The 23,980-nt window shown below is 66.0% G+C and carries 20 protein-coding genes; 7 read left to right on the forward strand and 13 right to left on the reverse strand.

Annotated elements, in window-relative coordinates; translation table 11 throughout:
* Nucleotides 1-27: 27 nt before the first annotated feature.
* Nucleotides 28-1,389 carry an Hsp70 family protein gene (locus RZA67_RS05095; protein ID WP_317213816.1) on the reverse strand — a complete coding sequence of 454 codons (1,362 nt, stop codon included), beginning with the start codon at nt 1,387-1,389 and terminating at the stop codon, nt 28-30.
* A 342-nt stretch (nt 1,390-1,731) separates the two neighbouring features.
* Between RZA67_RS05095 and RZA67_RS05100 the strand changes: the two genes are divergently transcribed.
* The 5 genes from RZA67_RS05100 to RZA67_RS05120 all read left to right on the forward strand — a co-directional run bounded on the left by RZA67_RS05100 (nt 1,732) and on the right by RZA67_RS05120 (nt 5,077).
* Nucleotides 1,732-2,067, forward strand: coding sequence for a zinc ribbon domain-containing protein YjdM (locus RZA67_RS05100; RefSeq protein ID WP_317211542.1), 336 nt, complete (start codon nt 1,732-1,734; stop codon nt 2,065-2,067).
* Nucleotides 2,068-2,233: 166 nt separating this feature from the next.
* Entirely contained in the window at nt 2,234-2,836 is a 603-nt protein-coding gene (locus tag RZA67_RS05105; RefSeq protein WP_317211543.1) for a hypothetical protein, read from the forward strand.
* A 42-nt stretch (nt 2,837-2,878) separates the two neighbouring features.
* Nucleotides 2,879-3,058 carry an oxidoreductase-like domain-containing protein gene (locus tag RZA67_RS05110; RefSeq protein ID WP_317213818.1) on the forward strand — a complete coding sequence of 60 codons (180 nt, stop codon included), beginning with the start codon at nt 2,879-2,881 and terminating at the stop codon, nt 3,056-3,058.
* A complete protein-coding gene (locus tag RZA67_RS05115; protein WP_317211544.1) occupies nt 3,025-3,675 on the forward strand; it encodes a DUF998 domain-containing protein in 651 nt (216 codons plus the stop codon). The genes RZA67_RS05110 and RZA67_RS05115 overlap by 34 nt, the downstream gene beginning before the upstream one ends.
* A 106-nt stretch (nt 3,676-3,781) precedes the next feature.
* Entirely contained in the window at nt 3,782-5,077 is a 1,296-nt protein-coding gene (locus RZA67_RS05120; protein ID WP_317213820.1) for an AcvB/VirJ family lysyl-phosphatidylglycerol hydrolase, read from the forward strand.
* 25 nt (nt 5,078-5,102) lie between these two features.
* On the opposite strand, the gene mprF is transcribed toward RZA67_RS05120, so the two are convergent.
* Nucleotides 5,103-7,685 (reverse strand): bifunctional lysylphosphatidylglycerol flippase/synthetase MprF, encoded by a 2,583-nt coding sequence (gene mprF / locus RZA67_RS05125; protein WP_317211545.1) that lies wholly within the window; start codon nt 7,683-7,685, stop codon nt 5,103-5,105.
* 193 nt (nt 7,686-7,878) lie between these two features.
* Here mprF and RZA67_RS05130 point away from each other — a divergent pair, with 193 nt between their 5' ends.
* On the forward strand, nt 7,879-8,226 hold the full coding sequence (locus tag RZA67_RS05130) for a RidA family protein (RefSeq protein ID WP_317211546.1): 348 nt from the start codon (nt 7,879-7,881) through the stop codon (nt 8,224-8,226).
* 99 nt (nt 8,227-8,325) lie between these two features.
* Here the strand turns inward: RZA67_RS05130 and rnfB are convergent, their stop codons facing one another.
* From rnfB to RZA67_RS05165, 7 genes are all read right to left on the reverse strand, one after another.
* Entirely contained in the window at nt 8,326-8,742 is a 417-nt protein-coding gene (gene rnfB, locus RZA67_RS05135; RefSeq protein WP_317211547.1) for an Rnf electron transport complex subunit RnfB, read from the reverse strand.
* Nucleotides 8,743-8,764: 22 nt separating this feature from the next.
* Complete coding sequence (locus RZA67_RS05140; protein ID WP_317211548.1) at nt 8,765-9,355, reverse strand: HAD family hydrolase; 591 nt, start codon at nt 9,353-9,355, stop codon at nt 8,765-8,767.
* 53 nt (nt 9,356-9,408) lie between these two features.
* Complete coding sequence (metG, locus tag RZA67_RS05145; protein ID WP_317211549.1) at nt 9,409-11,478, reverse strand: methionine--tRNA ligase; 2,070 nt, start codon at nt 11,476-11,478, stop codon at nt 9,409-9,411.
* A gap of 100 nt (nt 11,479-11,578) precedes the next feature.
* Complete coding sequence (locus RZA67_RS05150; protein ID WP_317211550.1) at nt 11,579-12,022, reverse strand: DUF2147 domain-containing protein; 444 nt, start codon at nt 12,020-12,022, stop codon at nt 11,579-11,581.
* 227 nt (nt 12,023-12,249) lie between these two features.
* The gene (locus RZA67_RS05155) at nt 12,250-12,666 is read right to left on the reverse strand and encodes a VOC family protein (protein WP_317211551.1); all 417 of its coding nucleotides are present in this window, start codon (nt 12,664-12,666) and stop codon (nt 12,250-12,252) included.
* Nucleotides 12,663-14,576 (reverse strand): DUF885 family protein, encoded by a 1,914-nt coding sequence (locus RZA67_RS05160; protein ID WP_317211552.1) that lies wholly within the window; start codon nt 14,574-14,576, stop codon nt 12,663-12,665. The genes RZA67_RS05155 and RZA67_RS05160 overlap by 4 nt, the downstream gene beginning before the upstream one ends.
* A gap of 94 nt (nt 14,577-14,670) precedes the next feature.
* The gene (locus tag RZA67_RS05165) at nt 14,671-15,378 is read right to left on the reverse strand and encodes a DUF502 domain-containing protein (protein WP_317211553.1); all 708 of its coding nucleotides are present in this window, start codon (nt 15,376-15,378) and stop codon (nt 14,671-14,673) included.
* A gap of 73 nt (nt 15,379-15,451) precedes the next feature.
* On the opposite strand from RZA67_RS05165, the gene RZA67_RS05170 reads away from it, so the two are divergent.
* The gene (locus RZA67_RS05170; protein WP_317211554.1) at nt 15,452-16,741 is read left to right on the forward strand and encodes a hypothetical protein; all 1,290 of its coding nucleotides are present in this window, start codon (nt 15,452-15,454) and stop codon (nt 16,739-16,741) included.
* Between the two features lie 5 nt (nt 16,742-16,746).
* Here RZA67_RS05170 and RZA67_RS05175 read toward each other — a convergent pair whose 3' ends face one another.
* From RZA67_RS05175 to RZA67_RS05190, 4 genes are all read right to left on the reverse strand, one after another.
* On the reverse strand, nt 16,747-17,199 hold the full coding sequence (locus RZA67_RS05175; protein ID WP_317211555.1) for a DUF4442 domain-containing protein: 453 nt from the start codon (nt 17,197-17,199) through the stop codon (nt 16,747-16,749).
* 164 nt (nt 17,200-17,363) lie between these two features.
* Nucleotides 17,364-17,702, reverse strand: a complete 339-nt coding sequence (locus tag RZA67_RS05180) for a hypothetical protein (protein ID WP_317211557.1) — start codon at nt 17,700-17,702, stop codon at nt 17,364-17,366.
* Complete coding sequence (locus RZA67_RS05185; RefSeq protein ID WP_317211559.1) at nt 17,699-21,019, reverse strand: Ig-like domain-containing protein; 3,321 nt, start codon at nt 21,017-21,019, stop codon at nt 17,699-17,701. The genes RZA67_RS05180 and RZA67_RS05185 overlap by 4 nt, the downstream gene beginning before the upstream one ends.
* Nucleotides 21,016-23,856 carry a hypothetical protein gene (locus RZA67_RS05190; protein ID WP_317211561.1) on the reverse strand — a complete coding sequence of 947 codons (2,841 nt, stop codon included), beginning with the start codon at nt 23,854-23,856 and terminating at the stop codon, nt 21,016-21,018. The genes RZA67_RS05185 and RZA67_RS05190 overlap by 4 nt, the downstream gene beginning before the upstream one ends.
* Nucleotides 23,857-23,980 lie beyond the last annotated feature (124 nt).

Consider the following 23,980-nt stretch of genomic DNA (forward strand, 5'->3'; position numbering starts at 1 on the left):
GTTTAACGCAGAACGCGTCGGGATATGTTAATGGGCGCCTGCCGCGGCCAAGGCCAGACCCTGCACCACGCCGAAGGAGGCATCGCCGTGCACCTGGTGCGCCTGCGGGAAGACCTCGGCGACGGCGCTGCGCAGGTAGCCGGCACGCGACATGCCGCCGGTGAGAAAGACGGCATCGACCCGTCCGACGGTCTCGTCACGGACCTGCTCGAGCAGCGAGCGCAGTTGGTTCAGGTACCCTTCGGCCGCCGTGCCCAGACCGGCAGCGCTGCAGTGGGCCTGCAGCAACCGTTCGATGAAGGGCAGCGCTGCGGTGTGCTCGGCCTGCTCGCTCAACGCGATCTTGGCTGCTTCCACTTCACGGTAGAGCCGGGCGGTGTTGCCGGTGTCCTGCAGGGCCTGCAGACGCGGCCCCCACGGCGCGTCGACATGGTCGTAGTTGTGCTGGCGGAAGTCCCGCTGCCGGGTCATGTCCTGCACCGTGGCCGCTTCCACGTAATGGTGGGTCGGCACGCGGGTGATGCCGCGGCCGAACAGCGGCATGAAGCCGGCCAGGCTGAGCGCCAGGTCGATGTCGGTACCGCCACGGGCGATACCCCATGCACGGTGGATATGTGGAGGTGCATCGCCGCCGACCTGGGCGTGGGCGATATCGGTGGTGCCGCCTCCGATGTCGACGATGATCGCCTGGTGCGGCTGTGCGCTGCCGGCGTGATAGTGCATGGCGGCGGCGGCCGGTTCCTCAAGAAAGGCAATGTCATCGAAGCCGGCGGCCAGTGCCGCCTCGCCAAGGATGGACAGGGCCTGTTCGTTGCCGGCCTCGCCGATGGAACTGCGGAACTGCACCGGGCGGCCCAGCAGGGCCTTGCGCACCGGCTCGCCCAGCTGCGCGCTGGCAGTAAGGCGGATGTGCTCCAGGATATGGGTGGCGATACCGGTGATGGTCTGGCGGGCACGCGGGTGCAGGTTGTAGCCCAGCATCGATTTGGGGCTCTGCACCAGATTGCCTTCGTTCTCCTCGAAGTACGCATCCAGCGCGGCATCACCATAGACCGCGTTCTGCAGCAGCTGGCTGGAGCTGCGCGGTTCGCGCATGCGCTCTTCCATCCACTGCCGACGCAGCACGCGCAGGGCCTCGCGGCGCAGGGCATCGGGCGTGCGCTCACGTCCTGCCGCACGGGCATCGCGGGCGGCACTGTCGATCAGCTGCTGCAGCTGGTGTTCCTGGCCGGGATCGGGACGGAAGTCACCGGGGTCCTGGATGACGCCGGGAAAGTAGACGCTGGTCCGGAACTGCTGGGCCTGGCCGAACAGGATGGGTTCCAGGGTGCCGTTGCGGACGACGGCTGCGGCCGAGTTGCTGGTGCCGAAATCGATGCCAAGGCGCATGGAGAACCCGAGATGGTCGAAGGGCCGGGCACTCTGCGGGGTTTCCGGGCTGGCCGCAAGGGGCACGGCGGCAGTCGGTGACGCCGCGCGCTGCATTTCGGGGTGGATGACGACCGTTGGTCGTCACTTACCGGAACAGACCCTGCTCGTCGTGGCCCACCGCGCGCAGCGCGGCAGGGCCACCGTTGATCTGGCCGGAGGGCAGCGCCGTTGTGACGGTGGTAGGTGACGACCGTTGGTCGTCACGCGCCTGGTCCGGCCGCGGGTATTGATCCTGATCAGAGCTGGCAGCCGGGGCGGCGGTTACAATGGCTGCTGTCGTAGTTGCTTGAGGTCGTGACGATGTCCGCTGTACCCGCGTGCCCGCAGTGCACGCTTGAGAATACCTACGCCGACGGCGCGCTGATGATCTGCGCGGACTGCGGTTTCGAGTGGACCGCTGAAGAGTCGGCGGGTGCGGGGCTTGTCGTGCGTGACAGCAACGGCAATACGCTGCAGGCCGGCGACACGGTGACGGTGATCAAGGACCTGAAGGTCAAGGGCTCGTCGATTCCGCTCAAGCAGGGTACGGTCATCCGCAACATCCGTCTGGTGGAGGATGATGCCGAGCACATCGAAGGCAACTCGGACAAGATCAAGGGCCTGGTGCTCAAGACCTGCTTCCTGAAAAAGGCCTGATCCGCGCGCAGTGCCAACGCCTTGCGCGTCATCCACAGCCGATGTGGACCACGCATGGGCAAAGCTGTGCATAACCGGCCTAAGCCCAATGCCGGCCGGCCTTGCAGCGACATGGTGAAAGTTTGTCCAGCTTGCGCGCAGGCACGGGCGGGGCGATGCTGCGCGCATGCAGTTCGCACCGCTCACGCTTCCACCCGCGCAATGGCAGGCCCTGCAGCAGGCCTACAGCACACCACCGCGCGCCTACCACCACTTCGGCCACGTGCAGGCGGTGCTCCAGCATTGTCAGCAGGTGGCCGAGGGTCCGGGCTGGGAACACCCCCGCGAGATCTACCTGGCTGCGCTCTACCACGACGCGGTGTACGAGGCCGGGCGCAAGGACAACGAGGCGCGCTCGGCGCAGCTGGCCGCGCAGGCCATCGACCAGCATCTGCCGGATGCCGGCATTGACCGTGAGCGGGTCACCCGGCTGATCCTGCTGACCGCGCAGCACGGCGCGCTGGGCAGCGACGAGGTGGACGCGGAGGCGGCGTTGTTCCTGGATGCGGACATGGCCATTCTCGGCGCGCCGGCCGAGGTGTTCGATGCCTACGACCGTGGCGTGGCCGAAGAGTATGCGGGCGTGGCACCGGGCCTGCTCTACCGGGCCGGACGTCGACGCTTTCTGCAGGCCCTGCTGCGGCAGCCACGGATCTTCCTGAGCCCGTTCTTCCACGAGCGGCTCGATGCACCGGCACGCGCCAATCTGCGCCGGCGCCTGTCCCGCTGAGAGTGGCCCGCTACACTGCGCTCTGGTTTTCACCGCTGGTGCCTGTTCGTGTCCGCTGCTGATCCCGATCCACGTCCTGTCCCGCCGGAAGAGCCCGGGCCCAACGAGTGCTGCGGCAGCGGCTGTCCGCTGTGCGTACTGGACCTCTACGCCGAAGAGCTGCAGCGCTACCGGCAGGCGCTGGCGCAATGGCGCACGCGCCACCCGGACGCAGCGCCGTGACCCTGCCGGTACCGCCGCCGCGCTGGGCGGCGCTGGCGGCGCTGGGCGCGCTGCTGCTGTTCTGCGCGACGGCTTTGTGGACGCAGGTGGTGCGGCAGGACCTGGACTGGGTACAGGCAACCTTGAGCATGTACCTGCACGGCCCGTGGGGGCTGGGATTGCGCAGTGCGTACTGCGTGTTAGCGCTGGCCATCGCGATACTGGGCGTTTCGTTGTACCGGCACAGCTCCGGCCCCCGCCGCAGCGCGGCCGCACCGCTGTTGTTCGTGCTGGCCGCGCTGGGCCTGGCGGGGGTGGCGGTGGGTGACAGCTGGCTGCCAACGCTGGCGCCGCTGCTGGCCCCGCTGGTGCATGCTGTTGCGGCATTGACCGCGTTTGTGTGTGCCAGCGTGGCGATGTTGCTGCAGGCCTGGTACCTGATGCGGGAGCCGGGCTGGCAGCGCACCGGCCGGGTGCTGTGGGTCTGGGCGTGGTTGGCCTTCGTCCTGCTGTGGCTGCACGTGCTGTGGCGCGCTCCGCCCCGTGGTGCCGGGCAGAAGCTGGTGATCGCGGTGATCGTCGGCTGGTTGCTGTGGCTGGCAGTGGAGCTGTGGCGGCGGCGCGCGCCAGCGCGCTGAACCCTGCAGCAATCCCGCGCCTGGTGCGTGCACCGGCACCCGCGCGGCGGCGTATCGTGTGCGCATCCATCGGGGGAAAGCGGCAGTGAAAGCGAACGTCAAGGTGATGCGGTCGGTGCTGCTGGCACTGGCGCTGGTGGGAGCCGCACGGGCGATGGCCACCTCCCGGGTGGTCAGCCATGGACGTTTTGACCAGGTGACCGTGCTGCAGCCGGACACGCCGGTGCAACGGGTGGTGGTCTGGTTTGAACGCGGCGCCGGCCACAGTGCGCCGGCGCAGGCGTTGCGTGCTGACGGGGCGCTGGTAGCGCGCGTGGACATCGGTGCGGTGGCGGCTGCGCTGCGCCGCGAACACGCCGGCAGCTGCGCCTTCGGCGCAGGCGATCTGGAGAACTTCTCACGCTGGCTGCAGGCGCGTCTGCAGCTTGACGGCTATCGCCTGCCGCTGGTCGGTGGCGATGCCGAGGGGGCTGCGGTGGCGTATGCGCTGTCAGCGCAGGCTGCGCCGGGTACGGTGGCCGGGCTGCTGACCACGCGCTTCAGCACCACGGCGACGCTGCCGGACTGGCTCTGCGGCCCGGCCCATCCGCAGGGTGTGCTGCAGCCGGTGGCAGTGCCAGTGCCGTGGTTGAATGCAGGCCACCAGGCCGAAGCAAGTACGTGGCTGGCTGCTGCGGGGCAGGGGCGAGGCTTCGCGCTGGCCAACGGCAGCGATCCGGCGCCCGGACTGGTGGCGGCCGCACGCGTGCTGGGCGCCCAGCATGGCATCGCACTTGCACCGCCGCCGGCGGCGCTGCAGGGCCTGCCGGTGGTGGAAGTGCCCGCTGCCGTGCCCGGGCGGCAGCTGGCGGTGTTCTTCTCCGGCGACGGCGGCTGGGCGGGCCTGGACAAGGATGTGGCGGCCGCGCTGGCCAGGCGCGGCGTAGCGGTAGTGGGCGTGGACTCGCTGCGCTATTTCTGGAAGGCGCGTACACCGCAGGGGGTTGCAGCGGACATCGAACGCATCGTGACGCACTATCGTCAGCAGTGGCAGCGCGACCAGATCATGCTGGTGGGGTTTTCGCAGGGCGCCGATGTGTTGCCGGCCAGCATCAACGCGCTCGATCCTGCGCTGCGCGGCCAGTTACAGCGCATCGCGCTGCTGTCGGTGGGTCGCAAGGCCGAGTTCGAGTTCCATGTGACCAACTGGCTGGGCAGCAGCGGGGCGGGCGTACCGATCGCGCCGCAGATCGCGCACCTGCCTGCCGGCAAAGTGCTGTGCATCTATGGCGCTACCGACGCCGACGCACTCTGTCCGGACCTGCCAGGCGATGACCACGTGCAGGTGCTGCGGCTGCCCGGCGACCATCACTTCGGCGGCGACTACCAACGCGTGGCGGGGCTGATCCTGGACACGCCGTAGAGGTGTGTGATGCGCGGCGGCCGGGCTATGCCGGGATGCGCGGGGACCGCTGGCGCGGGTCCAGCGAGATGAGCCGGGTGGCATCGAGCAGGGCCGCCGGCAGATGCACACCACCCGGCGCGGCGAGGTAACGCGGCCGCCACTGCGGTGCGAACTTGGACTTGAAGCGCCGCAGCCCGCTGAAGCCGTAGAAGCGCTCGCCATGCCGGGCGACCAGGCCGGCAAAGCGGTTCCAGCGCCCGGCCAGCCGATGCTGGGCCAGGCCGGAAAGGGGCGCCATGCCCAGCGAAAAGCGCTGGTAACCCTGTTCGCGCCCCCACAGGAACAACTCGATGAACAGAAAGTCCATCGTGCCCTTGGGGGCATCGTCGAGGTGGCGCATCAGATCCACCGACAGCTCGCCTGCGGCAGGGGCCTGCCACAGGTTGGCGAAGGCGACCAGGCGCCCTTCGGCTTCCACCAGTGCCACCGGGAAACGGGCCAGGTAGACCGGGTCGAAGCTGCCCAGCGAGAAGCCCTTCTCGTCCCCCGATTTGTCTTCCAGCCAAGCGTTGGAGATGGCCCGCAGCTGTGGCAGCAGCGAAGGCACCTCGGCCGCCGGGGCAACCCGGAAGGAGAGGCCGCTGCGCTTGCCGCGGTTCCAGGCCTGGCGCAGGTCGGCACGCTCGCGGCCCTCCAGGCCGAAGTCCTGCAGCGCAACGATGGCTTCCTCGCCGAGCTTGACCAGACCCAGCCCCATGTCCAGATAGCTCTGCCAGTACGCTTCGCCCACCTGGTAGAACACCGGGCGCAGACCGAGACGGTCGGCTTCCTCGCGGAACTGCCAGATCAGCGCGCGGGCAACGTCCGGCGGGCCTACCGGATCGCCCATGGCGATGAGCGAGCCGCCGTAGCGCTGCATCATCACGAAGCCGCGCTGCTGGGCATCACGCAGTACGGCTTTGTCGGCAGTGAGGACCAGGCACGCTTGGGTATCCTGCGCGGCGGCAAGCACCGGCTCCAGCCCGTGCAGCGTCGCTTCGTCGGCAGCGGGCAGCGGGCTGCGCGTGCTGTGCAGCAGACGTGCCAGACCAGACACCACCACCACCATGGCCACCACCAGCAGCGCACGCAGCGCACGCGGTGCGTTGCCCGAAAGCGCGAACTGCCACCACAGTTCGTTCTGGTACTCGACGTGGCTGTAGGTGAACAGCAGCAGCCAGGTGGTAGCCACCAGTACCAGGCCGAGGTTGCGCAGCCACGGCCACGACCAGGCTTCATCAAGCAGCGCGCCTTGGCGGTAGAACTCACGCCGGGCGGCCCACAGCGCCGCAGCAGCGAGCAGGGCGGCGGCGCCGATCAGCCACTGGCCACTGCGCAGCCATAGCGCCAACGGCGCGGCCAGGCAGGCCGCCAGTGCCAGCATCCACGCTGCGTGGCTCCTCCGCGCCAGTGCCTGGCCGATCAGCAGCAGCACCACACCGGCCAGGCTTCCGAGCAGGTGCGAGGTTTCCAGCAGCGGCAGCGGTGTGCCATGCAGGTGACGGTGAGCGATCGGCAGGGTGCCGTCGATCACCAGCGCCGCTCCGACCGAGAACACCGCCAGCGCGATGATCTGCGGCAGCCATGGACGCAGGGCGGTCCAGCCGATCCGCGTGGCGCCGGCGCTGGCGCGCAGTGGCCGGCGCAGCGCCGGGGCCAGGGCAAGCAGGGTCGCCAGCAGCAGCGGCAGCACGTAGTACGTGATGCGGTAGATGAGCGCGGCAGCGAGCACCGCGCCGGGGGCGACCTGTGGCAGCAGCTTGAGCAGGCTCCACTCGAACACGCCCAGACCTGCCGGCACCGTGGAGATGAGGCCGGCCACCACCGCCACCAGATACAGCCCGACAAAGCCGGGCAGTCCGGGCGGGGCGCTGTCGGGCAGCAGCACGTAGAAGGCGGCGCTGGCCAGGACCAGTTCGACCACGCTCAGTGTGGTGACACCGAGCATGGTGCGGCGATCGGGCAGCCACAGCGGATGGCCAAGGACACGCAGGCTGCGTCCACGCGAACCCACCAGCACGAGCGTGACCGCGTAGGCGAGCAGCGCGGCAACCCCCAGCAGGCGCAGCGTGCCGGTCTGCAGCGGCAGGGCCAATGCGGCGGCACCCGGCTCCAGGCACAGCGCGGCACCCAGCAGCAGCCAGGCACCGAACACGAAGCCCAGGGTGCTCATCAGCACGACCTGGCCGACCTGGGCCAGATCCAGCCCAGCGCTGCGGTAGCCACGCAGGCGCACCGCGCCGCCGGTCAGTGCGGCGAAGCCCACCGTCTGTCCCAGTGCGTGGGCGAGGAAGGCCGTGATGCCAATGCGGGCCGGATGCACGGTGATGCCGCTGCGTCGCAGACCGATGGCATCGAAGCCGATCAGGCAGGCATAACTGGCCAGACCCAGCACCATGGTCAGTGCGATCTGGCCGCCGCCCAGCCGCTTGAATGCCTCACCGATGGCGCGGTAGCCGTGCACGTCGAATGCGCTGGCCAGCCCGTGCAGGGCCAGTGCCAGCACCAGCAAGGGAAAGGCCACGGCGAGCAGTCGCGTCCACCACGGTGTGCCGGAAGCGGGGGAAGCAGGGTCAGGCTCGGTCATTGGCGCCGGGGGCTCGAAAGGGGAGGGGCGGGGCGGCGTCAACGGGCGTCGTCGGCGCTATCGTGCGGCGCGGCGAGCGCTTTTTCCAGTGGGCAGCGTGCGCTGTTCAGGACGGCGTCGGCGAGCAGCAGCGCACAAGCAGGGTCAGCTGGGCGACAATGCAGGATCAGTCCATCCCACAGGAGCCACGCCCATGCTGGAACGTTTCGATGTTGGTCCGCGCATGTCCGAGATGACCGTGCATAACAAGGTCGCCTACCTCGCCGGGCAGATTCCCGATGACGCCACCCAGGACATCACCGGGCAGACCCGGCAGGTGCTGGCCGAGATCGACAAGCTGTTGGCGCTGGTGGCCAGCGACCGTCAGCACGTGCTGCGCGCGGAGGTGTATCTGGCTGACATCGCCGATTTCGACGGCATGAACAAGGCGTGGGACGAGTGGGTGGTGGAGGGTGCAACGCCACCGCGCGCGACCTTCGAGGCCAGGCTGGCCCATCCGGAGTGGAAGGTCGAGATCGTCGTCACTGCCGCCGTCCCCTGATCGGACGCGGCCAGATCGCGCTTGACCGGCGCTGCCCGGCTGCTCTGCGGACGGCTTGCGGTAAAGCCGCGCTGCGCGCTCGCCGGGCAGAGGCTGGCGCTACAGTGGAACCAGGTCGATGCAGTCCACCGGGCAGGGCGGAATGCACAGCTCGCAGCCGGTGCAGAGATCGGCAATGACCGTATGCATGTACTTGGCGCCGCCGACGATGGCGTCCACCGGACAGGCCTGTATGCACTTGGTGCAGCCGATGCAGTCCTGTTCCACCACGACCGCGCGCTGCGCCGGTTTGTGCTGGCCGCGGCTGCGATCATAGGGTCGCGCTGGCACCTGCAGCACGTGCGCGAGCGCGCGCGCGCCGGCGTCGCCGCCGGGCGGGCAACGCTCGACCCCGGCCTCACGGCGGGCCATCGCTTCGGCATACGGGCGGCAGCCGTCAAAACCGCACTGCCCGCACTGGGTCTGCGGCAGCAGGCGATCAAGTCGTTCAACCAGCGGCGGGGGAATCAGGCTCATACGGGGCGATGGCAACGCGTGCTCAGGATTGATGGACGCCGCGGTACCAGCGGTCGTGGGCCAGCGCCAGCATGCCTCGGTCCTCGCGGCTGTCACCGTAGGCGTGGATGCGGACAAAGCGGGACAGGTCGTAGCGCTGGCGGATCAGCTCCACCTTGCGCGGCCCGCAGTCGCCGCCGTCGTACTGACCGGTCAGGCGACCGTCCCGACTCTCCAGCCGGTTGCAGATCAGCTGCAGGCCCAGCGCATCGCACCAGGGTTTCAGGTACAGGTCCAGCGAGGCCGATACCACCACCACGGTGTGCTGCCTGCTCAGATGCCAGCGGATCTGCTCCAGCATCAGCGGACGCACCAGGGACGGCAGCACATCACGCGCGTAGCCGCCCGCCAGCGTGGCGATGTCCTCGGCATGGCGGTCATGGAAGGTCAGGCGGGTAACGCGCGCACGGATGCGCTTGGCCGGGAGCAGGCGAAGGCGGTACGCCAGCAGCCACGGACCGACCGTCCACCACGCACGGGCCAGCTGCTCGGGCGTGGCCACACGGCGCAGGAAGCGGGCGTAGCTGTCAGAGGCGGTGATCGTGTGGTCAAAATCGAACAGCGCCAGTTCCATCCTGCTCTCCATTGCGCATTGGACGGGGCGCGGCGGGGCCGCGCCCTGCGCCCTCAACGCACCGGCATGCCGGGCTGGGCGCTGCTGTCGGCGTCCAGCAGCGCCAGCGCGCCGCCGTCGAAACCGGCCGAGAGGATCATGCCTTCGCTGAGGCCAAAACGCATCTTGCGCGGCGCCAGGTTGGCGATGAATACCACGCTGCGGCCGACCAGCTTTTCCGGCTCGCCGTAGCTGGCGCGGATGCCGGAGAAGATCTGCCGCTTGCCCAGGTCGCCGGCGTCGAGTTCAAAACGCAGCAGCTTGTCCGAGCCTTCCACGAACTCGCAGACCAGCACCTTGCCGATGCGCAGGTCGACCCTGGCGAAGTCATCGATGCCGATGTACGCCGGCGTCTCGGCCTCCTTGGTCGGCGCGGGCGCGGCGGATGCGGCGGCTTCGACCTTGGCGGCGGGGGCGGCAGTGGTGGCCGGCTGCAGGGTGTCCTTGGAGGCGTCGATCATGGTGTCAATCTTCTTCGGGTCGATACGGGTGAACAGCGGGGTGTAGTCGTGGATGCGATGGCCCAGCAGCGGCTGCGCCAGCGCGGTCCAGTCGGCCACCGGTGCGGCCAGGAACGCTTCGGCCTGCGCCGAGGTGGCCGGCAGCACCGGCTTGAGCGCGGTGACCAGCACGCGGAACAGGTTCAGACCCTGCGTGCACACCGCCTGCAACTGCGCATCGGCGCCTTCCTGCTTGGCGATCACCCACGGCTTGACCTCGTCGATGTAACGGTTGGCCTCGTCGGCCAGCGTCATCGTCAGGCGGATGGCCGCAGCCGGGTCATTGCGCTCGTAAGTTTCGCGCACCGGTGCCAGTGCCTCGACAAAGCGCTGGTACTGCGTTGGGTCGGGCAGCTGGGAGGCCAGCATGCCGTCGAAACGCTTGCTGATGAAGCCGGCGCAACGGCTGGCGAGGTTGACGAACTTGCCGACCAGGTCGGCGTTCACACGGGCCACGAAGTCGCCCATGTTGAGGTCCAGGTCATCCACGCCACCACCGGACTTGGCCGCGTAGTAGTAGCGCAGCGCTTCAGGTTCCAGCCCGGCATCCAGGAAGGTGCGGGCCATCACGAAGGTGCCGCGCGACTTGCTCATCTTGGCGCCGTCCACGGTGAGATAACCATTGACGTGCAGCCGGGTCGGCGCGCGATGGCCGCTGCCGTGCAGCACCGCCGGCCAGAACAGACCATGGAAGTTGACGATGTCCTTGCCGATGAAATGGTGCAGCTCGGTGCTGGTGCCTTCGCGCAGGTGCGCCTCGAAGTCCTCGCCGAGCCTGCCGCACAGGGTCTGGAAGCTGGACAGGTAGCCGATCGGCGCGTCCAGCCAGACATAGAAGTACTTGCCGGGGTGGCCGGGAATCTGGAAGCCGAAATACGGTGCATCGCGCGAGATGTCCCATGCGCGCAGGCCGCCCTCGGCGTCCAGCCACTCCATCAACTTGGCCTTGACGCCCGGCAGGGCCACATCGCCGGCCAGCCACTGACGCAGGAAGGACTCGAAGCGGCCGACCTCGAAGAAGAAGTGCTCTGAATCGCGGATTTCCGGCGTGGCGCCGGAAATGACCGACTTCGGTTCCTTCAGATCGGTGGGGCTGTAGGTGGCACCGCAGACCTCGCAGTTGTCGCCGTACTGGTCGGCGCTGCCGCAGTTCGGGCAGATGCCCTTGATGTAGCGGTCGGGCAGGAACATGCCCTTGGCGGTGTCGTAGAACTGCGCCACCGAGCGCCGGCTGATGTGCCCGGCCGCTTCCAGCGTGAGGTAGAACTGCTCGGTCAGGGCCTTGTTGGCGGCCGAGTTGGTCGAATCGTAATGATCGAAGTCGACACCGAAGGCGGCGAAGTCCCGCTCGTGGCTGGCCTGCACGTTGGCGATGAAGGTCTCCGGGGTGACCCCGGCCTTTTCAGCAGCCAGCATGATCGGCGTGCCGTGCGTGTCATCGGCGCACACGAACCAGGTGGTCCCGCCGCTCATTCGCCGCGCGCGCACCCAGATGTCAGCCTGGATGTAGCCGACCAGATGGCCCAGATGGAGCGGGCCGTTGGCGTAGGGCAGGGCAGTGGTGACGAGCGCGGTACGGGTCATGGTCGCGGGGTGCAGCCGAGGGGACCGGGGATTATCGCACGGCTGAAACGCACTGACCCGGCCGGGGCCGGGTCAGTGGTGGTCGCAGACGCGGAGAGGCTTACTCGCGCTGCCAGGTCTGCGCACGGCAGATGAAGGCGATGCAGCCGGACACGTCCAGGCGGCGACCGCCATCCTTCAGTTCGGCCTTGGAGGTGTAGGTCTTGCCGTTGGCCGGGTCAAGAATGGTGCCGCCCTTCCACTTGTTGGCGCCGTCCGGCTTGAGGTTCCACAGGATGGTCAGGCCCTGCACCGGCTTGTTGCGGTTGGCGCCTTCGCACTTGTCGCATACCGGGTTCGGGCCGCGGTCGGACTGCAGCACCTGAGCAACGTGACCGCGCAGGGTGCCATCGGCAGCCTGGGTGATCTCCACGATCGACTTCACCGCGCCGGTCTTGTCATCGATGGTTTTCCAGCGGCCGGCGGCCGAATCGGCGGCCTGTGCCGAAAGCGCGGCCACGCACAGCGGCAGTGCCAGCAGCAGGGTCTTGAACATCTTGCGCATGGTCCCCTCCCAGGGATGTCTCAAGGACCGGTGGATCCGGTACAGCGCGACTGTATACCCATTCGGGCAGGTATGGGAGAGCGCGACCAACGGTCGTCCCCTACCGGATGCCGGGGCGTCGCGTAGAGCCGGGATCTGCCCGGCTGCGCTTCGGCCAGATCGCGCTGAAGCCGCGCTGCGCGCTCGCCGGGCAGAGCCCGGCGCTACGGGGTGACGACCAACGGTCGTCACTCGCCAGATGCGGGCGGGACCTCGTACAGCTCCAGCGGCAGGCCGTCGGGGTCGGCGAAGAAGGTAAAGCGGCGACCGGTGTACTCGTCGATGCGTACTGGTTCGCAGATCACATCGTGCGCGGCCAGGCGCTGCAGCCACGGCTCCAGTGCCGCCACGCGGAAGGCCAGGTGGCGCAGGCCCTGTGCTTCGGGGCGGCTGGGCCGGGGTGGCGGTGCGGGAAAGGAGAACAGTTCCAGCTGGCCACCGTCGGGCAGGGCCAGGTCGAGCTTCCACGAATCGCGCGCCGGGCGGTGGTTTTCCGCAAGCACGGTCAACCCCAGCACCTGCGTGTAGAACGCCCGCGAACGGGCGTAATCACTGCAGATCAGCGCGACATGGTGGATGCCCAGCAGCGGCGCGGTCCCGGTCATGGTGCTGCAGCTGCAGCGGGCTGCTGCAGCCAGCGGTCGATCTTGTGCGAGAGCACGTCCAAGGGCAGCGAGCCGTCCTTGAGCACCTCGGCGTGGAAACGGCGCAGATCGAAGGCGCTGCCCTGCGCGGCTTTCGCGCGGTCACGCAGTTCGATGATGCGGGTCATGCCCAGTACGTTGGACAGCGCCTGACCCGGCTGGGCCATCATGCGCTCCACTTCGGCGTCGGCATCGGCCGGCGCCAGCGATGCGGTTTTGACCAGATAGTCGGTTGCCTGGCGGCGGCTCCAGCCCTGTGCGTGCAGGCCGGTGTCGGCCACCACGCGCGCGGCGCGGGTCAGGGCAGTCTGCAGGTAACCAATGTGATCGTACGGGTCGGCATACAGGCCCATCGGCTCGCCCAGCGTTTCCGCATACAGGCCCCAGCCTTCAATGAAGGCCATGTCGCCGGCCTGGCGGCGGAAGCGCGGCAGTGTCTCGATTTCCTGCTGCAGGCCGAGCTGCACGTGGTGTCCCGGCACCGCTTCGTGCAGGAACTGCGTGACTGCACTCCAGCGCGGGCGGTGCGGCAGATCGCGGGTGTTGACGTACAGGATGGCCGGCTGGCCCGTGGTCGCCGGCTGGTAGAACACCGCCGCCGCGGCCGCAGCGCGCTCGGGTGGCACCGGCTGGATCTGCAGCGCGGCCTTGGGCTGGGTATCGAGCAGCGAGGGTGCGGCGGCGGCCACGCGTTGCTGCAGCTGCTGGTAATGGGTCAGCAGCGCGGCCTCGCTGGCGAACTGGAACTGGCGGTCGCTGCGCATGCTGCGCAGCAGCTTGGCCTGCGTGCCGCGCAGCCGGTTCTCCTTCATCACCGCGTCGATGCGGCCCTGCAGCTGCTGCACCTGCTGCTCGCCCCAGGCATGCAGCTGGGCCGGGCTCTGGGTGGTGGCCGTGGCCTGGGCGAGCGTCTGCGCGTACCACTGCTGGCCATCGGGCAGCGCACCCATTCCGGCCGTCGTGCGGGCGGCAGGCAGGTACTCGGTGGCAATGAAGCCGCGCAGGGCGCGGTAGGCGGGCATGATGCGGTACTCGATCATCCGCTTGTACTCGGCGCTCAGCTGCGCCTTGTCTGCGGCGGAAATGCTTTCCGGCATCGTGCGGATCGGGGCCCAGAAGATCGATTCCTCAGCGGTGGGCTTGATCACCGCGTCCAGCTGCGGCAGCACTTTCTCCATCAGCTCGCGCGGCTGCACCACGCCGGCAGCGATGCCTTGGCGCATGTTGGCGATGGCCTGCTCGAACAGCGGCGGGATGCCGAGCGAGCGGCGCGACCACGCCTGGTAGTCGGCCACCGTATTGAACGGCTGGGCACCGGTGCCCGAGCCGAGGATGGCCATGATGCTGCCAAGGTTGTAATACGGATTGATGGGCATCATCCACGCCGGATGGCGCTCGGCCTCCAGCGAGGCGCGCGCATCGCGCACGAACAGCTCATAGCTGAGCAGCTCCTGGCCCTGCAGACCCTGGCTGCCGATCTTCTCGACCTTGCCCAGCCATTCCACGGTGAAGTCATGCGACTGCTGGCGCCACGCCGGCGACAGGATGTTGGGCAGCGCGTCGTTGTAGCGCGTATCGCCCTGGAATGTGGCCTGCAACGGATTGAGCCGCATCGACGCGTCCCAGTACTCGGCATACAGACGCTCGAGCTGTGCGGCCTGGTTGCTCGACGGGGCGGCGGCAGGACGGGCAGCCGGCCGCGCTGCGGGGCGCGCTGCAGGACGGCTGGCCGCGCGCGGCGGAGCGGCCTGGCGCGATTGCGAGGCAGTGGCGCGGGTGGTTTTCTTCTTGGCGGCGTGGGCCGGCGGCACAGCGCTGAACACCATCACGGCGGCAATGGCCAGCGCCAGGGCGCGAACGGGTTGGAGCATCGGTCACTTCCGTGGAACACAGACCGTGGAGCTTGCACGATCCGGACGCGTACGGCCAGCACCGTACGCGCAGCCAGCTTTGTCTGCGCTGCCGTCAGTCAGCTGTGGTTTCGTCGCGCGACGCGCTGCGTTCGCCCGCGCGGGTGAACGGCACGGTGTCCGGTGCCACCGCACCGCCGGAGATGATGAAGCTCATCGCCTGGTCCACGGTCCAGTCGGTCGGTGTCAGCAGTTCCACCGGCACGATTTCCAGATAGCCGCTGGTCGGGTTGGGCGTGGTCGGCACGTACACGGCAGCCAGCTCACGGCCGGTGCCGTGTTCGCGGATCACCCGGGTGACCAGACCGACCGATTTCATGTCGCGGTGCGGGAAGTCGATCAGCACCACGCGCTGCGTGCTGCCCGGCTGCGTCTGCAGGATATCGAGCAGCTTCTTGGCGCTGTCGTAGATCACGCTGGCCAGCGGAATGCGCTTGATCACCGCCCCGACCCAGCGCAGCAGGCGTTGGCCCACCACGCGGCGGCTGAGCACGCCCACAGCAAGAATCACCAGCAGCGTGGCGAGCAGCGCGATGGTGGCCTGGATCCACTCGGCCTGGACCCAGCCCAGATAATGTGGGAACGAGGTGGCGATCTGCTTGGACAGCGGCTCCACCAGCGGCGTGGAGATGCCCGACAGCAGCACGAAGACAAACTTCACCACCACCCAGGTCAGCCAGATCGGCAGCAGGGTGAGCAGGCCGGTGATGAACAGACGCTGCAGCGAAGGGCGCGGAACGAGGGTGGGGGTGTGCAGGGACATGCGCGCATTGTAGCGGCGTAGTGCCAGCGTTTACGCTGGCCCGTCATGCCGGAACGGACAGGAGTCCAACGCTGTGTTGAAGAAGCTGATCAAGGGAATGGCGTGGGCGGTGCTGTTGCTGGCGCTGGGGGTCATGGCCGTGTGGGGCGCGGCGCGCCTGTGGCCGGTGCCCCAGGTTGAGCGCGACGCCTTGCGGTGGCTGCAGGTGCGTGAGGCGGGTGGCGGGCATGATGGATTTGCGCAGCTGTGGCTGCTGCGCTTCGATGGGCCGGACGAGCGCGCCCGACAGCAGCGGCTGGCCGACGATGTGCAACGCTGGTCAGCCGGTGTGCCGGTGGTGGCACCCGATGCCGTCGACGCAACGGCGTATCGCGAGGTGAGGTTGTCCGCCCGACGCTGTGGTGAGCGTGGCGAGGGATGTCTGGCCAAGGTGCGCGCTGATCCCCGGACCGTCGCTGCGGCGCACGCCGGCCACGCGGCCCTGCATGCGCGGATCGCGGCGTTGGCAGCCGCTGAGGATTTCAGCTCGCCCTTCGCACCAATGGCCGACAATCCGTTCCCGCCGATGCCGGCACTGGCGGCGCTGACCGACCCGCTCGGCGCCTGGGCACTGGCGCATGTGCACGGCGACAGCGCCCAGGCGATTGCCGGCCTGTGCAGCGGCATCGCCAGTGGCCGCGCGCTGATGACCCGCGGGGACAACCTGGCGATCGGCATGCTCGGCAGCATGCTGGTCGAACTCAATGCACGCGTGCTGGCCGATGTACTGGTCGAGCTGCCGGCGGACCTTGCCATGCCAGCCGCCTGCGACGCGGCGCTGCCGTTGCTGACCGCGCAGGAGGTGAGCCTGTGCCGGCCGATGCAGGGCGAGTTCGCATTGGCCACCGGGGTGATGGCCCAGTCCGCAGCGTCGCCCCCTTGGGCCTGGCTGGTGCTGGATACGGAACGGACCCGCCTGCGCATGGCGCCGTATTACGCGCATGCGTGCGACCCGGCCAACGCTGCATTCCATGTCGATGACATACCCGTGCCGGCGCAGGCCGATGGCAGCGTTGCCTGCCTGGCCAACCGGATCGGCTGCGCCGTTGCGGATATCGCCGCCCCGGCGATGGCCGCACAGGCCGACCGCGGGCAGGACGCGGCAGCCATGCTGCGTCTGTTGGCGGTCCAGCGCTGGCTGCGCCAGCAGCCCGTGTCGGCGGCCCAGGCGTTGGAGCATCTGCCGCCAGGACTTGCGGCACCGGGGCGGCCGGTGACGCTGACTGACGACGGCCGCCATCTACAGGTGCCGCGTCGCCACCGTGTCAGCGTGGACGAAGCGGGACAGTGGCTGCGGGTGCCGGTGCAGGCGCCGTCCCGGTAGCCGTTTCAGCGTGCGGCGGGCTTGAGCCGCACGTAGACCTGCTTGCGCACCTGCGCCACGACGTCGCCCTGCTGGTCAACCACGTCGTTGGTGAACCAGCGCAGCACCTTGGCGCCTTCGGCGGCCTCGCTGCGAAGTTCCTCCAGCAGCACATCGGTGATGTCAAAGCGGGTGCGCACCGTACCGCGGCCGGGCTTGAGAAACTCGATGGCCGCCGCGCGGTCCCACACGTAGTAATCGCGGCCCAGGGTGTGCAGCAGACCCAGCATCCAGAACGGGTCGGTCATCGCGAACAGGCTGCCACCAAAGTGCGTACCGACGTAGTTGCGGTTCCATGGGCGCATGCGCAACTCCACTTCGATCTGGCGGTAATCGGCGCTGATCGAGGTGACGTGGATGCCGGCCAGCAGGAACGGCGGCCACAGGTTGATGCCATGGCGGAACAGGTTGGCCTTCATCGCAGTCCGTGACGAGGGGGTGGGTCTGCAGTGTATCCGTGCGGATGCGTAAGGAAGTGGCGGGGAGTGTGCTATGTCACGGGGCGGTCTGGTTCTGTCCCCCGGAGAGCTCCTGGAATGTCTGGACTGCGCTTGCGGCGAGGCGACAGGGGAGGGCAATCACATCAACGAGACGGAGAGAATACCTCTACTGCCCCCCCGTCTCGTAGCAGGGACAGTGCGCGCAACAGCTCACTATGAATATCACGATCTCCATAGGCCCGCAGGTAAATAGTTTCGGCCTGGCCTTGCTCATCACGAAGCACAGTTGCTTTCGCATATTCCCCAATGAACTCCTGCATTCCAAGGCTCGTGTTGGACTCGACCAAAGCCAGTTCAGTGATTAGATTGTCGACAATCTCTTGCGCAATCCGGTTCCGGGAAAAGAACTCCCATCCCACATCGCCAAGCATCCGTTGTGCTCCCAGTGGAACAACAAATGTGGCGCGATACTTTGTATTCATTTCATTCCCTGATCCCATACCGTCACCGGAATTTTCACAATTCCGGCCTGTTTGGCGGCCGCGGTTCTGTGATGCCCATCTTGAATCTCCAAACGCCCCCTCTCGTTGCGAATCGCATCCACAGGTTTCGACTGATCGTAGCCGTTTCGCCTCATGTCGGATGCCAAGCGTCTTACTTGAGAGCCAGATATCTCAGCCTTAGTCTGAGTAGGGATCAAATTTCGAGGATTGGTTTGGATTGTTACTGATGTAACTGACGCCATTTCCGCCGCCGTCCCTGATTTGGCAGCAAGCACGCCTGCAGATTGGCCAAATCCTCTTGCACCCTGCGCGACGATCAATGCAGAGCCGAATTTGTAGCCGCCTTGTCCAACTTGGCTCGCCGGCGCACCAAAGAACGGCCCATCATTTAGCTGCCGCGTCCGGGACATGTCTACGGTGCCGTACACGCTAGGGCCAGTATTCCGGATAATACTGTAGCCGGTATCGGCAACTGCGCGCCCAATTCCCCCCCAGAACTCGCAGAAAGATGTATCACAGCGGCCATCAGGATCCGTATATCGATAAGGGTTCCCTGATGCGTATCTGTAGCGGTTGAACATACCGATAGGGCTTTCGTAAGCCGTTACTGGATCTACCGACAGGAACACGCCCAGTTGCGGATCCATATAGCGCTGCTGCATGTAGCTGAGCCCGGTCTCCGCATCCATTACGTGGCCGGTATATCCAGGCGCATCGGACACGGAGCTCATCGGATTTCCATAAGGTTCGTAATGCGTGCGCTCGACGACCTGGCCTGCCGCATCAGTGACCGCAACAGGGCTTCCCAGGGCATCCACGTGGATGTAACTGTAAGACATTGCCCCGTTGTGTGCGCTGAACTGTCTGCGCGCGAGCAGGCGGGTGCCGAGGTAGATGTGGTCGGTGCTCGCGCCTTTTCTTTCGTTCACATCGTAAACAATCCGTCCATCCTGTGCGTACTGATACAGGATGTTCCCTTTGGCCGGATCGTGCGATAGGGCCCGTCGCCCAAACGCGTCGTATCGATACATCTGCAGATCACGCACGGTCCGCAGGCGGTTGCCGAAATCAAACTGATAATGCTGGCCGTTCTTCGTCGTCAGGTTGCCCTGTGGATCGTAGGCCATCCCGACCACTGTGCCGCCACCCGCGTCACGAATGTTCGTCAGCTGGTTCCTTGCGTCATACCAGTACTGGTGATCTTTGACGCCGGGCAGCCGCCAGCTGCGCATGTTATCCAGCGCGTCATAGGTGAATCGATGCCAGAAGTCGCCGCCAAAGTAGTTGGCGCCAGCCGATATGAGCCGGTCCCTGCCGTCATAGGTCATGTGACGGTTGTAGTGTGGTCCCTGCTGAAGATCGTAGATGTCCGATACATTGCCATTGGCATCATATCGGGTGTCGTAATCCAGAACACCGGCATCAGTGCTGCGACTGATGAGCTGACGCGTGTTCTTCTGTGCTGTGTAGGTAATGCCGTTGCCATAGGTGAATTGCTTCACTGTCCCGTCTGCGGCGTACAGGACGCCCGAGGCGAAGTTGCCCACCCGGGTTGGTTGTCCAAGTGCATTGGGCGCGTAATCAAGGACAAGACCGCTGGCCGACGTCTCGCTCGCCAGATTTCCCAAGGCATCATAAGCGTATGTGATTGGCCACTCATACCACCCCGGTTGTGATATCCGCTCCGAAGTCAACTGGCGACGTGTGTTGTACTGGAGTTGGGTCAGCACAGGTGCCTGGCCACCCTCGTTGAAGGCGGTGGCCGACCGCAGCAGCCCATCGGGAGTGTAGACGTAGTCCACGTTCCCCTCACCGTTCGGGAACCGGAGGGTCAGTGGCCTGCCACGCAGGTCGTAGCTGCGGGTCACTACGCGACCACTCGCTTCGGCGACGTCACGGTTGCACTGGGTGGTGTCAGGCAGGTTCAGGCCAGCTGCCGTCCAGATAAGATTGCCGGCACCGTCATAGCTCATGACAGTGGCGCCGGTTTCAGGCTCGACGACCTTGCACAATCGCTGATTGGCGTCGTAGACATAGTGGCGGGTCAGCGTTTGGCCTCCGGGACCACCAGTGCCGCCTGTGGAGGCGATCACTGTTACCGTCGCACCTGCGCTTGTGCCGGTAAAACCATGGTTGTCGGTTGCACGAGCCTGGAAGACATAGCTGCCTGCAGCCAGATCGGTTGCCGTGGCAGCAAACGGTGCAGTGTGCGATGTAGCAACGACGTTGCCGTTCGCCAGATAGTCCACCCTTGTCACAACGCCCATGGGCTGGGAAGTCATCGCACTGAGTGCGAAGGTGCCCGGCGCGGCTCGCACACCACCATCCACGGGAGAGGTGAGGGTGACCACGGGCGGGGCAGCCACAGCGAATGGAATGCCAGCAGAACTCGCTTCCGCCCCCCGCGTGTCGACGGCCACCGCTCGTACCGTATGATGGCCAGGACTTGCGGCCCAACCCAGATCCCAAGGCGGAGCGTTACGCTGGCCTACGAGCACTTCATCAACGTAGAACCTCACCTGGGCGACGCCGTCGTCGGCATCGGAGGCGGCAGCCTGCAGAGCGACCACAGTGCCGGCCATCCACGTCGAGTTGGCCGCGGGCGCCGTGATGGACGCGTGTGGCGCGGCGTTCTGGGTCGGTATTCCAGTGACATTGATGTTCGCCAGGACCTGAGGCCCTGCAACAAGCGAGAAGCGCGATCCCGCCGCCGTCACGGCGGCAGTCACACTTCCTGACGCGCCGTGCGCGATCACCGTTCCACCGCTGCCTGCCGCATCTGCCTGTACGAGGTAGGCGCCCGCTGCGTTCGAACTCCACGATAGCGTTGTTGTGCAGGAACTCGCTCCCCATGCAATCGCGCACTGCGGAGGTAGAGCCTGTAGATGTCCGGTCGCCGCGCTGACCACAACACGGATTGTCGCTGAAACCAGTTCGCGGTAACTCTCATTGCCCATCGCGTCATAAGACACGCCGGTACCATTCACGCGGTAATCGTAGACGCCTGCAGGGACGTCAGAGGCAGAAAAGCTTTGCGGGGAGGGCTGATCCCAGTTCGCCTCAAACGCCTGCAGTTCACCGTTGCGATAAACAGCAAGGGAGTTCAGTTCGACGGACTCATGAACGCCGTTGACAATGTCATCCAGCAGTTCGATCTTCAGCGCGACATTCGCTGGGGCGACAAGGTCAGTGCTGGTCACGGATGTCAGCTTGATGGATGCGCCGCGCTGACGTTGCCCGTATACGCTCGAAGACACGGCGAGCAGCGCCAGCAGGGCCATGATCCGCAGAATCATTGGGCTCCTCCTCGGCTGATGCTTACCGGTTTGCCGTACACGTCCCTGTCGATCTCTGTGTGGATGCCTTCGGCCATATCCATGCTGACAGGCAGATCGTAGCGAGGCTCATCGTAGGCGTCGAAGCTGGTCAGGGTGATGATTCCACGCGGATCCACCACGCGCGTCTGTATGCCCGGCAGGTAATCAGTGACGGTGGTCAGCGGACCCAGCTCCGAGTCGCTTCGTTGTATGCGCGCGCGATCCAGTACGTCATAAGTGGTCCAGATGCCGAGTGCGTCCGGTATCAGGTCCTGACTCGGATAGGACTGGAACACCAGCCGACCGGAGGCGTCATAGTCTTTCAACGTGGTGCGAAGCGTTCCCACCATGTTCGCATCGTCGTACTCGTGCGTCAGAACGGGACGCCACATGGCGTCGAAGTACGTGATTTCACGACGTGCCCCCTCTGACGCCATGCGCCGCCACTGCCCTGGCGCGATGCCGGGAGGACGACCATCGGCAGCTGTTAGGGCGCGGAACTCGATGGTCGTCGGCGCCCAGGCAACACTATCTCCGGCCGGATGAATAACCTGATTGACGCGGCCCATTGCATCGTACCCGAACCGGGTCGTGAAACCATTCTCGTCGGTTTTACTGGTGATCCAACCGTTGCCGTCCACTACTGATCGCTGGAGGGTGCCATCCGGATTGACGATTTGCTGTGGATGGCCGAATTTCCAGTCGTTCAGCTGGCTGGCTGTCGAGAAAGACGCCGAGGTGCGGCCGTCTGCGATCCGGGAAATGGTTCCGTCGGCGTGGTGATCGATATACTGGTCTAGCGCGTTGAATCGCCAGGTCCGAGTGGGTAGTGCGCGATCATGTTCGTACTCCACCTCGACCATGATCTGGCCGGCGCAGTCAGCGGGCGCCGTGCATGTGCGCCGCGCCAGCTGCCCCAGCACCCACCTGCTGGTGTTGTCGAAATAGGACACGGCTTCCGAGCGCGTGTATCCGAGTGAGTTGTACCGCTTCTCGAGGATGGGCCTCGCAAATGCATCGAAAGAAACATTCTCCCGGACGAAATCGACTCCCTCCTGCGTAATGGTCCTGGTGCGGAGGGGGCGGTGGTACTCGCTCTGGAAGCCGTCACCATTCAGACGCAGACTACTTCCAAATGCGGCCATGTAACTGCCATCGGTCTGCGTCAGGTCGTACGTGTAGGTAACAGCGCGTGCAATCGACGTGCCGCTGCCGATTTCCTCGCGCAACAGCTTGCCCTCGTTGTAACGATAGGTATTGCCATGGAAGAATCGGCGCCATCTGCCGTCAGGCTCGTTTACGGTAGTGATGCTGCTTCGTGCGCACGCGTCGGAAGTGCATGGCGGGGCCGCGCATTCGGTGAACGAGCCATACGGGCATACAGGGTACTCTTCGGTAGTGCCCGGGTATCTGTAATAGCTGATGTTGGGAGCGTAGCTGTACGTCCAGTTCGCCGATGGCATTCCGGGGCCGCTCAGCGTCTTGCTGCGAAGGGTGAACGTGAACGCGGAGATGGGGAACAGAGGAATATCATCGCTGGGATCGTTGCCGTAGCCCCAATACGGCGGAGTAGAGCCCACGGTCGTTACGTTCTTGCAGGACAGCGGGACGTGACTGCGGCCATGTTCCTGCAGGTCAATTTTAAAGACACCGACCGCCCCAGAGGGATGGATGATGGTTCCGGTCAAGTGATCGACAGGGCTGCTCAGGCTGCCGATCGCCGGGCCGCTGAATGTCTCGGCGCATGAGCGGAAGACGTCGTCCGGCAGGATCACCTGCCCGCTTGGGATGTCATAAGGATGTGGTGGAAGCGAGCTGTACTGGGGAACGGGTGACTCTATGAAGGCCTGAGCGAATTCAGCCAGCTGCAATTCCCATCTGCTTCCGTCAGGGAGTGTGACGCCCCTCAGCGACTTGCTGGCAGGATCGACGGTGTAGGTCCATCTGCGCGAACCTGCGTCGACGGTCGAGATATATTGGCCCGCGTAGGCAATGGTCAGCAGGCGGCCGTCTGTGCCAGCTATGCGTGTGAGTCTAGCCGGCTCGTTCCAGGCATTCGTGTAGGTGTACTCCACACGGTTGCCGAAGCGATCTTCGACGCGTGTTGCGTAGAGTGCGTTGCGCTTTCGATCGAGCGTGGAGACAGTGGGATGTGGATTTGATGTCGTGTATAGCGGCGCTGGTCGTATCTTCTTTTCGTCATTGCGCGCCATCCAATCGAAGTAATAGGTGAGACCATCCGGGGTGCGGGCGAAAAAGCCATCGCCGGTTCCGTTCTTTATGCTGGTCAAGCACCCGATCTGTATCTGGCTGGCAGTATTCCAAGGGTAGACGTTTCCGTCGGTCGGGGCAGGACTGGCCGGGTTGCGGCGAAGAACTTCGCCGCCGTCGGGTATGTTCAACGTAAGCCCTTCCCAGAAATCGTCGTGCTTGTACGGAACGTGCACCACCGGTAGGGTGGCGGCCGTGCAGCGACCGCCGGGATGGCTTCCCGTTCCGACCCAGTCCGGCGCGAAAACTCCACTGATGTTTGGGGCCTCGATCTGCCAGTCGGCCAGCATTCCGTCCATGGCAACACCTTTGCGGTCCTTGATTTCCAAGCGCCGTATCAACTCAACGGGAATCGCGCTGTTACCCGGAAGACTGACGTCAGTCACGACAAATGAAAGTGCCCCGTTGGAAAGACTTATCCGATCTCCCATCAGGTCCGGTCCCAATGCACTCACTTCCTGGCTGGCCTTGAGTCGGGCACCCAGGTCATCCCAAGCAAAGATGGCGCCTTCGTCAGAGAGCGTGTCCGCGTAGGCGGAGGACATCGCAAGCGAGGCACCCGCTGCGACGACTACGATTGCGAAGGGCGAAAGGGCCCGAACTGCGTTGGCAGGTGTCATGACTCACGTCCGTGTGAAGGCGCCTCCAGAACATTTGTCGTTCGGCTCG

Source organism: Stenotrophomonas sp. C3(2023), assembly GCF_032911385.1.
Classification (GTDB): domain Bacteria; phylum Pseudomonadota; class Gammaproteobacteria; order Xanthomonadales; family Xanthomonadaceae; genus Stenotrophomonas.

Excerpts from the sequence above, each read along its gene's own strand:
- RZA67_RS05155 (WP_317211551.1), bottom strand. The coding sequence starts at position 12,666 with ATGACCGGGACCGCGCCGCTGCTGGGCATCCACCATGTCGCGCTGATC.
- rnfB (WP_317211547.1), bottom strand. The coding sequence starts at position 8,742 with ATGAGCCTGATTCCCCCGCCGCTGGTTGAACGACTTGATCGCCTGCTG.
- RZA67_RS05120 (WP_317213820.1), top strand. The coding sequence starts at position 3,782 with ATGCGGTCGGTGCTGCTGGCACTGGCGCTGGTGGGAGCCGCACGGGCG.
- mprF (WP_317211545.1), bottom strand. The coding sequence starts at position 7,685 with ATGACCGAGCCTGACCCTGCTTCCCCCGCTTCCGGCACACCGTGGTGG.
- RZA67_RS05180 (WP_317211557.1), bottom strand. The coding sequence starts at position 17,702 with ATGAATACAAAGTATCGCGCCACATTTGTTGTTCCACTGGGAGCACAA.
- RZA67_RS05185 (WP_317211559.1), bottom strand. The coding sequence starts at position 21,019 with ATGATTCTGCGGATCATGGCCCTGCTGGCGCTGCTCGCCGTGTCTTCG.
- RZA67_RS05115 (WP_317211544.1), top strand. The coding sequence starts at position 3,025 with ATGGCGCACGCGCCACCCGGACGCAGCGCCGTGACCCTGCCGGTACCG.
- RZA67_RS05105 (WP_317211543.1), top strand. The coding sequence starts at position 2,234 with ATGCAGTTCGCACCGCTCACGCTTCCACCCGCGCAATGGCAGGCCCTG.
- RZA67_RS05175 (WP_317211555.1), bottom strand. The coding sequence starts at position 17,199 with ATGAAGGCCAACCTGTTCCGCCATGGCATCAACCTGTGGCCGCCGTTC.
- metG (WP_317211549.1), bottom strand. The coding sequence starts at position 11,478 with ATGACCCGTACCGCGCTCGTCACCACTGCCCTGCCCTACGCCAACGGC.
- RZA67_RS05140 (WP_317211548.1), bottom strand. The coding sequence starts at position 9,355 with ATGGAACTGGCGCTGTTCGATTTTGACCACACGATCACCGCCTCTGAC.
- RZA67_RS05160 (WP_317211552.1), bottom strand. The coding sequence starts at position 14,576 with ATGCTCCAACCCGTTCGCGCCCTGGCGCTGGCCATTGCCGCCGTGATG.
- RZA67_RS05150 (WP_317211550.1), bottom strand. The coding sequence starts at position 12,022 with ATGCGCAAGATGTTCAAGACCCTGCTGCTGGCACTGCCGCTGTGCGTG.
- RZA67_RS05095 (WP_317213816.1), bottom strand. The coding sequence starts at position 1,389 with ATGCGCCTTGGCATCGATTTCGGCACCAGCAACTCGGCCGCAGCCGTC.
- RZA67_RS05190 (WP_317211561.1), bottom strand. The coding sequence starts at position 23,856 with ATGTCCTCCGCCTACGCGGACACGCTCTCTGACGAAGGCGCCATCTTT.
- RZA67_RS05165 (WP_317211553.1), bottom strand. The coding sequence starts at position 15,378 with ATGTCCCTGCACACCCCCACCCTCGTTCCGCGCCCTTCGCTGCAGCGT.
- RZA67_RS05100 (WP_317211542.1), top strand. The coding sequence starts at position 1,732 with ATGTCCGCTGTACCCGCGTGCCCGCAGTGCACGCTTGAGAATACCTAC.
- RZA67_RS05130 (WP_317211546.1), top strand. The coding sequence starts at position 7,879 with ATGCTGGAACGTTTCGATGTTGGTCCGCGCATGTCCGAGATGACCGTG.